This is a genomic window from Brevibacterium pigmentatum (genome assembly GCF_011617465.1).
Classification (GTDB): Bacteria; Actinomycetota; Actinomycetes; order Actinomycetales; family Brevibacteriaceae; genus Brevibacterium; species Brevibacterium pigmentatum.
Genome location: NZ_CP050153.1, coordinates 1,448,352 through 1,460,915 on the forward strand (window position 1 = coordinate 1,448,352; position 12,564 = coordinate 1,460,915).

The following is a 12,564-nucleotide window of genomic DNA, read 5'->3' on the forward strand; positions in this document are numbered from 1 at the left end:
CCATCTGCTTGTTGGTGCATTTTGCCAAAAACATTGCTTTGGCATCATTTGATGGTCAATATTATCACTGAGAAACAGTTTCTGTCAGTGAAACTTCTGCAAATCTGGAGATGCAATGGAGCTCTCGAAACGAATCCGCCGTCCGCGCTGGACCGATGCCCGGCTCTTGGTCGGGGCGATGCTCGTCGTCCTCGCTGTCGTCGGCACCTATCTGCTCGTCACCTCGGCGAACTCGACCACCCGAGTGTGGGCGAGCGCACGCGCACTCGTCCCCGGTGAAGTGCTCAAGCCGGCCGATCTCACCGTCGCCGAGGTGAACCTCGCCGACCTCGGCAAGAAGTACCTCTCGGCCGATTCCGAGCTGCCGGAGAACACGAGCGTGCGCGCCGTCGTAGCAGCTGGAGAGCTGCTGGCCGCCTCGGCGGTGGCGCCCCTGTCCGAACTCGAAGGACGGGTTGTGGCCATCGACATCGCCGGTTCGGTGCCGAGTGTCGTCGACTCGGGCAGCCTCGTCGACGTGTGGGCGCAGCCGGAGCAGAACGGACTCGACGACGACGGAACTCCGCCCGAGCAGATCGTCGATTCGGCCCCGGTCGCCCATATCAATCGGGACGTGGGCAGCTTCGGGGCAGGCGAGGGCGCGCGCATCGAAGTGTTCGTCGGCTCCGTGGACCTGCCCGGCGTGCTCGCCGCTCTCGACGGTCGCAGCGTGCTCTCCGTCGTCGGCGCCCCGTCCGTTCCCGCCGACGAAGGCGAGCAGTGATGACTCAGGTCCTGCTGGCCGTCGACTTCGAATACGACCTCATCCTCTTCGAGCTGCTCAGCGAGATCGACGACGTCACGATCGTCGCCCGCCCCGCCGACGAGGTGGAGCTGCTGGCCCACTGCCGCACCGGCGGGGCCGACGTCGTCATCATCGGCCGCTATTTTCCCGGCCTCGACGCCGAAGTGGTCGCCGCGATCACAGCATCCGGTGCGAAGGTGCTCGGCTTCGGCGACGACGCGCACGCCCTCGAGGCCGTCGGCATCACCGCGGTCGTCGCAACCGACGCGGATGCGACGACAATGGCGTCGGCGATCGACGACGTCCGTGCCGCCACCGTGGTCCCGCCGCGCCCGATCGCACCTCCCGGCCCCGGCGGGGGAGCGGGAGTGATCATCACCGTGTGGGGGACCGGATCATCGCCCGGACGCACACTCACCGCGGTCAACCTCGCCGATCAGGCCTCCCGCCAGGGCAGACGCAGCGTCCTCGTCGACGCGGACACCGTCTCCGGGATGGTCGCGTCCACCCTCGGCCTGACAGAGGAGTCCTCGCACCTGGCGAGCCTCTGCCGGTCGCAGACGGACCCGGTGAACCGCCTCGGCCGGCAGACTGTGCCGCATGCGTCGATCCGTGAGAACTTCCACGCCGTCACCGGGCTGACCCGGCCCGAACGGTGGCCGGAGATCCGCGCTTCCGTCCTCGAAGCGGTGCTCAAACGTCTGGCCAAGGTCTACGACGTCGTCATCGTCGACGTCAGCGACCGCATCGATCCCGATGATGACTTGGCCGACCCCTTCTATGACCGGCACTGCGCGACCCGCGCCGCTCTCGAGGCCGCCGATATCGTGCTCGTCCTCGCCGCCGGTGATCCGATCGGTCTGCAGCGGCTGGTCAAACTCCTCGGCACACCGCGGGCGGAGGCGGTCCGGGAGAAGATGCGTCTGGTGATCACGAAGGTGCGGCCGAGCGCGGTCGGTCACCCCGCCGAGACGCGGATCAGAGAAGTCCTCGACCGATTCGTCAGGATCACTCCGGACTTCCTGCTCAGCGACGATCGCTCCACGGCTGATGCCGCGATGCTCGCCGGCCACACCTTGCATGAGCAGAACCCGAAGTCCGTCCTCGTCGGAGATCTCGCGCGGATGGTCGACGATCTCCTGCCGGGTCGTCGCCGGACCCGCAGATCCGGAGGAGGACGCGAACGTCGCGGCGCCGGTCGTCGCGGACGCACACAGAAAGTGCGGGTGAGCCAGGGGAGCGGAGCGCAGGACTAAGATGAGGGGCATGGCCATTCGCTGCTACATTCCCGCCACCCTGACCGCGCTGCGCTCGACGCTGACCGACGTCCGTGCCGTCGCTCCCGACGCTCAGGGGCGCAGCCTGCGCGGTGAGGAGTTCGAATCCGCTGAGTTCGACGCGATGTGCATCGCCGCCGCCCTGGCCGCGAATGCGGCGTTCGATCCCGCTGAAACCGAACCCGGCACCGAGGCGGCTCCCGAGCGCCGTGTCATCGTGGCCTATGACGCCCCCGAGTCCAGCCCGACCGAACCGCTGACCGAGGGCTTCGACCTCATCGGCCTCGGTGAAGTCGACCTGTCCAGGGTGGCGAGCTTCCACCTCGACGAGGACGTCGTCTGGGATGAGGCGGTGCGTCTGGCCGAGGAGACGGGTCCCGGCGCGGCCGAGGACCACCTCGGCGCTTCCGATCTGCTGTGGTACGACGCGTCGGAGCTGGAGCAGCTGCTCGGCGACACGGCCTGAATCGGACCAAGAGCGTTTCGGCCTGAACCACCCCAAGCGCGACTCGGCCTGAACCACCCCAAGGACGATTCGGCCCGAGTCGCCGGTCGTGCGGCTCAGGCGGATTCGAAGCGGCGCAGCCGGTCGCCCAACCGCTTCTCCAGGATCGGAACCACGGCCTGTTCGATCATCGGCCCGAACATCGGGATCGATGAGCTGATCTCGGCGTGTGCGGCCAGCTTCGTCACCGACTCGACTTCGCGCAGCTCGAGGACCGCATCGATTTCGACGGGAACTCCTGCGGCACGGGCGGTCATGCGGATCTCGGCCTCATCTCCGAGGACGTCTCCGGGAATCATGTACACCTCGACCAGCACGGTGTTGTCCGGAAGCCTGGAGGCCAGAGCCGACGGAAGCTCGGCCTTGGGCATCGGCGTCCGCACGGTCATCTCGGTGTCGGGGTCGATGTATTCGGCGCTGGCATCGGAGCCGAGCTTCTCCCACACGCCGGGGTCGGCGAGTTTTGCCAGGAATGTCGACAGATCAACCGAATATTCTTGATTGAGAGTCAGAGATCGCATAGCTCCAGTTTGCCAGCGAATGTACGGTACACCACCGTATGCCGCTCGGCGTGCCTTTCTCGATATTTGGGCATAGTGTGGTGAATGTCGATTCGACGTCGAATCGCATGACGAATCTCGTTGAACATAGAGGTGACACAGTGACTCAGGTCTCAATTTCGAATGTTGCAGAAGAGTGGAGGAAGCAGAGGGGACAATCTGCTCCCGAGAACTTCCTCGAAGCGTACTATCCGCGATTCGAAACAGGGGCCCACGATCCCGAGGCATACGCTGCCGCGGCGGCCCGCCACTTCGCACTCGGCACCGAATACGACGGTCAGAGGCCGGCGATCGCGATCTACAACCCGGACGTCGACTCGCCGGAATTCCGGGACAACCACACGGTCATCGCCATCGTGCTCGCCGATATGCCTCACCTCGTGTCCTCGATCGTCAGCGACCTCGCCGCGAACGGCAGAGCCATCCGCCGCGTCCACCACCCGATCATCACGGTCACCGGAACCGGTCCGGGGGAGAAGGTCCTCTCTCCGGCAGAAGCTCCCGCGCTCAGTGCGGACACGGCGAGCATTCCCACGGTCTCCGAAGACCCTGCCAGCAGGGTGGACGGCGCCCCGCAGCAGCAGTCGTGGATCCGCCTCGAGATCGACCGCATCTCGGAGACCGACTTCGACGCACTCGAAGAGCGCCTGCGCGGAGTCCTCGACTATGTCTCCGCGGCAGCCCGGGACGCTCAGGCGATGGCCGCGAAGGCCAAAGACATCGCCGCAGAGCTGAGCGCGCACTCACCGCGTCCGGAGCTGGCCTCCGAAGCCGAGTCCGCCGCCGCCCTGCTCACCTGGCTCGACGGTCACTTCACCTTCCTCGGCTACCGCGAGTACGACTACATCCACGACCCCGACCACAGCAGCCTCGAACCGATCGAGGACACCTCGATGGGCATCTCGGCCCTGCGTCCCCTCGTGTCGTCGCCGCTCAGCCAGGCCGTCGCCGACAAGGCACTGGAACCGCATGTGCTGGTGCTGACGAAGGCGAACTCCCGTTCCCGTGTCATCCGCTCGTCCTTCATGGACTACATCGGCGTGAAGACCTTCGATGCCGACGGCGAGATCGTCGGCGAGCGCCGCTTCGTGGGCGTGTTCAAACCCGAGTTCTACAACGACAGCGTCCTCAACATCCCGGTCATCGATCGGAAGGTCGCGAAGATCCTCTCGGCCAGCGGATTCCCCGCCGGATCCCATTCGGCCAACGAACTCCTCGGAGTTTTGGAGAACTACCCCCGCGAGGACCTGCTGCATGAGGGCACCGAGGAGATCTATGACGTCGTCATGGAGATCGTCGATATGCAGGAACGCCGGGAATCCCGCGTGTTCGTCCGCACCGATCCGTACCAGCGCTTCGTCTCCGTCATCCTCTACCTCCCACGCGATCTGTACAACACCGATGCCCGAGTGCGCGTGCAGGAAGTGCTGCGTCAGTTCTACAACGCCGACAGCGTCGACTTCGATGTGCTGCTGAGCGAATCGGCGCTGGCCCGCATCCACTTCGTGGCCCGTGTCGCCCGTGACTGCGAACTGCCGCAGATCAGCACCGACGAGGTCGAGGCCCGCATCGTCGGAGCCGTCCGCTCCTGGTCCGAAGATGTCCACGCGTTCCTGGTTCCCGCCGAAGCCGGCGACACCGGAGCCTCGCAGGCCCGGGCCGACCTGTGGTCGAAGGCGTTCCCGCCCAGCTACGGTGAGTATCACACCCCCGCCGAGGCGGTCGCCGACGTCGGTCGGTTCGAAGCTCTCGAAGCCGGCCACGGTCCGGCAGTCCGGCTCTACCGTCCCGACCAGAGCACCGACGCCTCCGTCCGGCTCGTCCTCTACCGTCGTGACCGGGTCAGCCTGTCCGAGGTCCTGCCCTACCTCACGGCATTCGGTGCCGACGTCGTCGACGAACGGCCCCACGAGCTCGACCTCGCCGACGGAACGCATCGATACATCTACGACTTCGGACTCAGCTTCTCCGAAGAGCTGGCCGATGACGACTACGACCGCATCGCCGAGGCCTTCATGGCCGGCTGGGACGGCAAGAAGGAAGCGGGAGTCTTTGACCGCCTCGTCGTCGCCGGACTCTCCTGGCAGCATGTGACGATCATCCGCGCACTAGGCAAATACCTGCGCCAGGCGGGCTTCACCTATTCCGATGCCTATGTCGGTGAGGTCTACAGCGAGAACCCGAACATCTCGAAGCTGCTCGTCGACTACTTCACCGCCAAGTTCGACCCGGACGTCGACGATGTCGGACGCGAAGAGGCGATGGCCGAGATCGACGAGTCGATCGAATCCGCACTCAGCGAGGTGGCCAGCCTCGACGCCGACCGCGTCCTGCGGTCCTCGCTCGAACTGCTGCGTGCGACCCTGCGCACGAACTACTACATCGACGAATCCGGTGCCCTGCCCACGGCACTGGTGCTCAAGATCCGGCCCGACGAGCTCAGCTTCGTGCCGAAGCCGAAGCCGGCACTCGAGATGTGGGTGTACTCCCCGCAGGTCGAAGGCGTCCACCTGCGCTTCGGCACCGTCGCCCGCGGCGGACTGCGCTGGTCGGATCGTCGCGATGACTTCCGCACCGAGGTCCTCGGCCTCGTCAAGGCGCAGATGGTCAAGAACGCCCTCATCGTGCCCACCGGCGCCAAGGGCGGATTCTTCCCCAAGCAGCTGCCGCCGATGAGCGATCGGGACGCCTGGATGGCCGCCGGTCAGGCCGCCTACGAGGTGTTCATCGAAAGCATGCTCGAGGTCGCCGACAACCTCACCTACGGTGCCGATGACTCCAGCGTCGTCGTCCACCCCGACCGCGTCGTCCGCCACGACGGCGATGACTACTACCTCGTCGTCGCCGCTGACAAGGGCACGGCACGGTTCTCCGATGTCGCCAATGCGATCGCCGAACGCCGAGGATTCTGGCTCGGCGATGCGTTCGCCTCGGGCGGATCGGTCGGCTACGACCACAAGGCGATGGCCATCACCTCCCGGGGTGCGTGGAAGTCCGTCGAACGCCACTTCCGCGAACTCGGGCTCAACACCGCAGCCGAGGACTTCACGGTCGTGGGCATCGGCGATATGAGCGGCGACGTCTTCGGCAACGGCATGCTGCGCAGTCAGCACATCCGCCTGGTCGCGGCCTTCGACCACCGGGACATCTTCCTCGACCCGAACCCCGACGCCGCCCGCAGCTTCGTCGAACGTCAGCGGCTCTTCGACCTGCCGCGGTCGAGCTGGCAGGACTACGACCGGGAGCTCATCTCCGCCGGCGGCGGAGTCTTCCCCCGGTCGGCGAAGTCGATCGACCTCAGCGCAGAAGCCGCCTCGGTGCTCGGAGTCGAACCCGGAAAGCGCAGCCCCGCTGACCTCATGTCCGAAATCCTCAAGGCACCCGTCGACCTCGTCTACAACGGCGGAATCGGCACCTATATCAAGTCCTCTGCCGAGAGCCACGCCGATGTCGGCGACAAGTCCAACGATGCCATCCGCATCGACGGCGCAGATGTGCGGGCGCGTGTGATCGGAGAGGGCGGCAACCTCGGTGTGACTCAGCTCGGACGTGTCGAGGCCGCGCTGGGCGGCGTCGAGGTCAACACCGATGCCGTCGACAACTCGGCCGGCGTCGACAGCTCCGACCATGAGGTCAACATCAAGCTGCTCCTGCGCACGCTTCTGCACAAGGGAGCCTTCGCCGCCGAAGAGCGGGAGCAGGTCCTGCACTCGTTCACCGACCAGGTCGCTGACCGAGTGCTGGCGAACAACTACTCCCAGAACGTCGTCCTCGGCGAGGCTCGGGCGCAGACCGAATCGATGTCGGGCACCTACGGTCGGATGCTCAACTACCTGGAGAAGCACGCCGACCTCGATCGTGCGGTCGAATTCCTGCCCAATGCCGACGAACTGGCCACACGCGAGTTCAGCTACTATGTCTCACCCGAGTTGGCCGTGCTGCTGGCCTATGTGAAGATGCACGCCGCCGATGAGGTCCTCGCCAGCACCGTGCCGGACGAGACTTGGATGCGGCGCGAACTCGTGTCCTACTTCCCGGAGGCCCTGCAGGAGAAGTACGGCGAGCTCATCCCCGAACACCCTCTGCACAGGGAGATCGCGACGGCGAAGCTCGTCAACCGACTCGTCGATCGTGGTGGACTCACCTACATCTACCGGATGTTGGAAGAGACTCCGGCTTCGGTGCCGCAGATCGCACGCGTGTTCGTCGTGGTCTCGGAGATCTTCGGACTCGATGACTTCTTCGAAGCGGTGTGCGCACTCGACAACCAGGTGCCGACCGAGGTGCAGGTGAAGCTCCAGCACGATTATGTGCGTGTCCTCGACCGCTCCTCGCGTTGGCTCGTGCAGCAGGCACCGGACAGCCTCGACGTCGATTCCGGCATCGAGATGTACGGCAAGGTAGTCGAGGCTCTGCGGTCCCGGGTTCCCGACCTCGTCGACGGCTACGATGCCGAGACGATGCAGGCGAAGGCTCAGAGCTACATCGACGAAGGCGTGCCGAGCGAACTCGCTTGGCGGTCGGCCGCCCTGCTCGACGAGTTCGTGCTGCTGGACATCACCCAGCTGGCCGCCCGGGCGAACGAATCCGCCGAGGATGTCGCCGAGGTCTACTACGCCGTGAACGAACGCTTCTCCGGTTCGCAGATCCTCACCCTCATCGGTGACCTCGACCGCAGCGACCGGTGGTCGGCTCTGGCTCGCGGATCCATGCGTGACGATTACTACGCCGCGATCCTGTCGGTGACCGAGACGGTCCTCGGCGCCACGGATTCGCCGATCTCCGGAACCCCGGACGAACGGGCGAAGCAGCGGCTGGCCGAATGGTTGGAGCGCAACGACACGATCGTGGGCCGGGTGCTGGAGACGACGGAGACGATCCTCGGACTCGACTCGGTGACCCAGGCACCGCTGTCGGTGCTGCTGCGTTCCCTGCGGTCGCTGGTCCGCTCCTCGGCGTGGGAGAGCGAACACAACGGCTGAGCCGTTGCCGGTCGGACACCACCGCCTCGGCGCGTGCCTCTGTGCACGATTTAAGTGGTAGCGTCTGAACATCGACATCTCAGCAGACCCGCGGGCACCGCGGGTCTGCTGATCTCACCTGGGAGGAACGTATCGTGCTCAACGAACTGCTGGCGGCCGAGGGCCTCACGGATGAGTCAGACGTCGAACACATCCATCTGCTCGTCGGGGACTGGCAGCTGCTGGCCGATCTCTCCTTCGCCGACCTCGTGCTGTGGGTGCCGTCGCTCAGCGGTGCGTATACGGTGCTGGCGCATGCCCGATCGACGACCGGGGCGACGCTGTTCAATCGGGACCTGATCGGAGCGCGGGCGACCGGCTTGGAGAAGGAGCTGCTCGACCAGGCCAGCAGCACCCGCAGTTATGTCACCCACGTCGCCGCAGCCCGAGAGATGGGAATCAGCGCCGGATCCGCCGACGTCGACATCCTCGCCGAGGCGGTGCCGATCATCCGGCATGGCGAGGTCATCGCCCTCGTGGTCCGATATTCCGAAGAGGTTCGTCGCAGGGGTTCGTCCCGGTTGGAGAAGCACTACCGGGAATCGGCGATGGCACTGATGCGGATGATCGTGCAGGGCACGTTCCCCGACCGTGATGCCCCGTCGGGAGCCCGGCACGGAGAACCGCGGGTCGGTGACGGCATCTTCATCCTCGACCGTGACTCGCATGTGCAGTACGCCTCTCCCAACGCCGTGTCGCTGATGCATCGGCTCGGCTTCGGAGGAGAGATCGAAGGCAGCTATCTCTCCGAGGTGGTCTCGAGTCTCAGCGCGGACCTGCGTCAGGTCGACGAGACCCTCCCGCTGGTGCTCACGGGACGCGCCCCGTGGCGGACCGAACTCGAAGTCGGACGCACGAGTGTGTCCCTGCGCGCGATTCCGCTGACGGATGAGGGGGAGCGGATCGGTGCGATAGTCCTCGCCCGTGACGTCTCCGAGATCCGCCGCCGCAAACGGGAGCTGCTCTCCCGCGACGCGATGATCAAAGAGATGCATCACCGGGTGAAGAACAATCTGCAGACCGTGTCCGCACTGCTGCGGCTGCAGACCCGCCGCATCGACAATCCCGAGGCCAAGAGCGCGCTGACGGAGGCGATGCGCCGCGTCTCGATCATCGCAGTGGTCCATGACGTGCTCAGCCAAGGCGTCGAATCCGAGGTGGACTTCGACGAAGTCGTCGACAAGGGACTGCGCCTGACACCCGAGCTGACCAGCCCTCTGGTGCACATCGAACTCAAACGGTGCGGAAGCTTCGGGACCATCTCCTCAGCCGATGCCACCTCGTTGGCCCTGGCCATCACGGAGCTGATCACGAACGCGATCGAACACGGATTCCCCACCGAGAATCTCGAGAATCTGGAACCGGGGGAGACGCTCAACGGGCACGTGTGGGTGACGCCCGAGCGCAACGGCGACCGACTGAGCGTGACGATCGCCGATGACGGCATCGGGCTGGGGGAGACGCAGAATCCGGGCAATGGTCTGGGCACGCAGATCGTGCGCACCTTGGTCTCCGCCGACCTGGCCGGTTCGATCCAATGGCAGGCGCGAGACGGCGGCGGAACCATAGCCGTCCTCGATGTGCCGCTGCGCCCGGACTCCTACGACTGAGCGGCGCCCGTTCGCGCACACGACTGAGTCCCTAGTCCCGACGACGATCATTCGCCGTCGGGACTAGGGACTCAGACTTCAGAGCGGGTGTCGCTCGGTGATTCAGATATCTGTTCGGCAGTTCAGGGGACTGCCACCCCGATCACCGGCTGCTCAGCCGGCATCACCGGCGACTCAGCCGGCGCGGCGGGCACGAGCGGCACGACGTTTGAGAGCGCGACGCTCATCCTCGCTCAGACCGCCCCAGACTCCGGCATCCTGACCGGACTCGAGGGCCCACTGAAGGCAGGTCTCTGCGACTTCACAACGGCGACAGACAGTCTTTGCTTCCTCAATCTGGAGCAGCGCGGGTCCGGTGTTGCCGATCGGGAAGAAGAGCTCCGGATCCTCATTGAGGCATGCTGCACGGTGTCGCCAATCCATGGTGACCTTTCGACGAATTCAGTGAACGCGGTTGATCACGCCCGAATTTCGGGCGTGCAACTCTCACAGTCAAGGTTCACATAACGCAATTGGGCGCACAAGGGTCCGGCAGTGTGAAATTTCTGACAAGAATTTTCCCTATTGTCCTGCTATGAGGGCGATCGCGCAAATCGGTCCGCGATTCGTCTTTTCGGGCCTGCCGGAGCGTCTCCGCCTAGACTGGCAGGCACATGCAGACAGCAGATGAATGCACTCAGACATCTTGTGAACCAATGGAGGACTCATGACCAACGATCTCGCCGGCCCCCGCATCGTCTCCGTCGGCGGCCACACACCGCAGGTCGATCCGGGAGCCTTCGTCGCGGCCGGTGCCACCCTCGTCGGCGATGTGCACGTGAAGCGGGGCGCCAGTGTCTTCTACGGCTGTGTTCTGCGCGCCGAAGCCGCCCCGATCACGATCGGTGAGGACTCGAACGTGCAGGACAACACCGTCATGCACACCGACGCCGGCAAACCCGTCGTCATCGGCGACCGGGTCTCCATCGGCCACCAAGCCCTCGTCCACGGCGCCGTCGTCGACGACGATGTGCTCATCGGAATGCACTCCACGGTGCTCAACGATGCCCGTATCGGCAGCGAATCCCTCATCGCCGCGGGCGCCGTCGTCCTCGAAGGCACGCAGATCCCCGCCCGCTCGCTCGTCGCCGGTGTTCCCGCGAAGGTGCGCCGTGAGATGACCGACGAAGGAGTGGAGAAGGTCCGTCAGAACGCACAGTCCTATGTGCACCTGTCGACCCTGCACAAGGACACCGCCGAGGTGGTCGATCCGAGCTGATCGGACCGACGCCTGAGCGACGCGGGACCGATGCGGATTCGATCCGCAGGGGGCCGTTCGCAAGCATCGTGGCGATTTGAGACAATCTGAGTGTGAACACTGAATTTGATTCCACTGCAGATCGCGTCGTCATCATCGGCGGCGGCCCCGGCGGCTACGAAGCCGCGCTCGTCGCGGCTCAGCTCGGTGCCGATGTCATGCTCATCGAGCAGAATCGGTGTGGTGGTTCCGCCGTGCTCACCGATGTCGTGCCGTCGAAGTCGCTCATCGCCACCGCGGAGATGATGGAAGAGATCGAGCGCTCCGGCGGGCTCGGAATCCGGATCGAGAACGCCGAGGACACCGAGGCCGATACGCGCCGAGTCACCGCCGACCTCGAAGCGGTCAACAAGCGCATCCTGTCGCTCGCCGATGCTCAGGCCAACGACATCTACGAAGGCCTCATCCGCGCCGGCGTCAAAGCCATTCAGGGCAAGGCGACTCTGGCTGGTCGCGACCAGGTCCATGTCGTCGAAACCGGCGGCACCGAATACACTCTCGAGGCCTCGACGATCCTGCTCTCGGTGGGTGCCCATCCGCGTGAGCTGCCCACCGCGCAGCCCGACGGCGAGCGCATCCTCACCTGGACCCAGCTCTATGACCTCGACGAGCTGCCCGAGCACCTCATCGTCGTCGGCTCCGGTGTCACCGGTGCCGAGTTTGCTTCGGCCTACCGCGCCCTGGGCACCGAGGTGACCCTCGTGTCTTCGCGTGAGAAGGTCCTGCCCGGTCAGGACGAGGACGCAGCCGATGTGCTCGAATTCGTCTTCCGCAACAAGGGCATGAACGTCCTCTCCCGTTCCCGCGCCGCCTCGGTGACCCGCACCGATGACGGAGTCGAAGTGGTGCTCGCCGACGGACGCCGAGTGGAGGGTTCCCACTGCCTCATGGCCGTCGGTTCGATTCCGAACACCGAAGGCCTCGGCTTGGAGAAGGCCGGTGTGCGGGTCAGCGAATCCGGGCACATCGCCGTCGATGGGGTCTCGCGGACCTCGCGGGCCGGAATCTATGCGGCCGGTGACTGCACCGGCGTGCTGCCGCTGGCCTCCGTGGCTGCGATGCAGGGCCGGATCGCCATGAACCACGCACTCGGCGACGCCGTGCAGCCGCTGAAGCTGCGCAATGTCGCATCGAACGTGTTCACCGCACCTGAGATCGCCACCGTCGGCTTCACCCAGCAGAACTACCGCGAGAATCCGACGGATATCGACACCGTGATGCTGCCGCTGGACACGAACCCGCGCGCCAAGATGCTCGGCATCAAGGACGGCTTCGTCAAGATCTTCGCCCGACGCGGATCCGGCTCGATCCTCGGCGGCGTCGTCGTCGGCCCGCGAGCCAGCGAACTCATCCTGCCGATCACCATGGCCGTGGAGAACCGGCTCACCGTCGATCAGCTCTCTGCCTCCTTCGTCGTCTACCCCTCCGTGAGCGGGTCGCTGACCGAGGCGGCTCGGAAGCTCCACCGCCACCTCTGATCTCTCGATTCCGCGACCGCGGGAAAAGTTTT

9 protein-coding genes are annotated in these 12,564 nt (G+C 65.3%); 7 read left to right on the plus strand and 2 right to left on the minus strand.

Features of this window, described 5'->3' with window-relative positions; translation table 11 throughout:
* The first annotated feature begins 115 nt into the window (after positions 1 to 115).
* Genes GUY30_RS06465 through GUY30_RS06475 form a run of 3 tightly spaced genes read left to right on the plus strand, consistent with a single transcriptional unit; the run spans position 116 to position 2,527 of the window.
* Positions 116 to 763, plus strand: a complete 648-nt coding sequence (locus GUY30_RS06465; RefSeq protein ID WP_167195213.1) for an SAF domain-containing protein — start codon at positions 116 to 118, stop codon at positions 761 to 763.
* Complete coding sequence (locus GUY30_RS06470) at positions 763 to 2,040, plus strand: CpaE/TadZ family protein (RefSeq protein WP_208091497.1); 1,278 nt, start codon at positions 763 to 765, stop codon at positions 2,038 to 2,040. The genes GUY30_RS06465 and GUY30_RS06470 overlap by 1 nt, the downstream gene beginning before the upstream one ends.
* Positions 2,041 to 2,050: 10 nt before the next feature.
* Entirely contained in the window at positions 2,051 to 2,527 is a 477-nt protein-coding gene (locus tag GUY30_RS06475) for a DUF6912 family protein (RefSeq protein ID WP_167195216.1), read from the plus strand.
* Positions 2,528 to 2,622: 95 nt separating this feature from the next.
* Here GUY30_RS06475 and GUY30_RS06480 read toward each other — a convergent pair whose 3' ends face one another.
* Positions 2,623 to 3,087 (minus strand): DUF2505 family protein, encoded by a 465-nt coding sequence (locus GUY30_RS06480; RefSeq protein ID WP_167195219.1) that lies wholly within the window; start codon positions 3,085 to 3,087, stop codon positions 2,623 to 2,625.
* A gap of 140 nt (positions 3,088 to 3,227) precedes the next feature.
* On the opposite strand from GUY30_RS06480, the gene GUY30_RS06485 reads away from it, so the two are divergent.
* On the plus strand, positions 3,228 to 8,108 hold the full coding sequence (locus GUY30_RS06485; RefSeq protein ID WP_228281759.1) for an NAD-glutamate dehydrogenase: 4,881 nt from the start codon (positions 3,228 to 3,230) through the stop codon (positions 8,106 to 8,108).
* A 134-nt stretch (positions 8,109 to 8,242) separates the two neighbouring features.
* The gene (locus GUY30_RS06490; RefSeq protein WP_167195225.1) at positions 8,243 to 9,757 is read left to right on the plus strand and encodes a sensor histidine kinase; all 1,515 of its coding nucleotides are present in this window, start codon (positions 8,243 to 8,245) and stop codon (positions 9,755 to 9,757) included.
* 174 nt (positions 9,758 to 9,931) lie between these two features.
* Here GUY30_RS06490 and GUY30_RS06495 read toward each other — a convergent pair whose 3' ends face one another.
* Positions 9,932 to 10,180, minus strand: a complete 249-nt coding sequence (locus GUY30_RS06495; protein WP_009374875.1) for a WhiB family transcriptional regulator — start codon at positions 10,178 to 10,180, stop codon at positions 9,932 to 9,934.
* A gap of 283 nt (positions 10,181 to 10,463) precedes the next feature.
* Between GUY30_RS06495 and GUY30_RS06500 the strand changes: the two genes are divergently transcribed.
* Together GUY30_RS06500 and GUY30_RS06505 are read left to right on the plus strand one after the other, a co-directional pair.
* Positions 10,464 to 11,015: a gamma carbonic anhydrase family protein gene (locus GUY30_RS06500; protein ID WP_167195228.1), complete on the plus strand. Its 552-nt coding sequence runs from the start codon at positions 10,464 to 10,466 to the stop codon at positions 11,013 to 11,015.
* Between the two features lie 92 nt (positions 11,016 to 11,107).
* Entirely contained in the window at positions 11,108 to 12,532 is a 1,425-nt protein-coding gene (locus GUY30_RS06505) for an NAD(P)H-quinone dehydrogenase (RefSeq protein ID WP_167195231.1), read from the plus strand.
* The last annotated feature ends 32 nt before the right edge of the window (positions 12,533 to 12,564 follow it).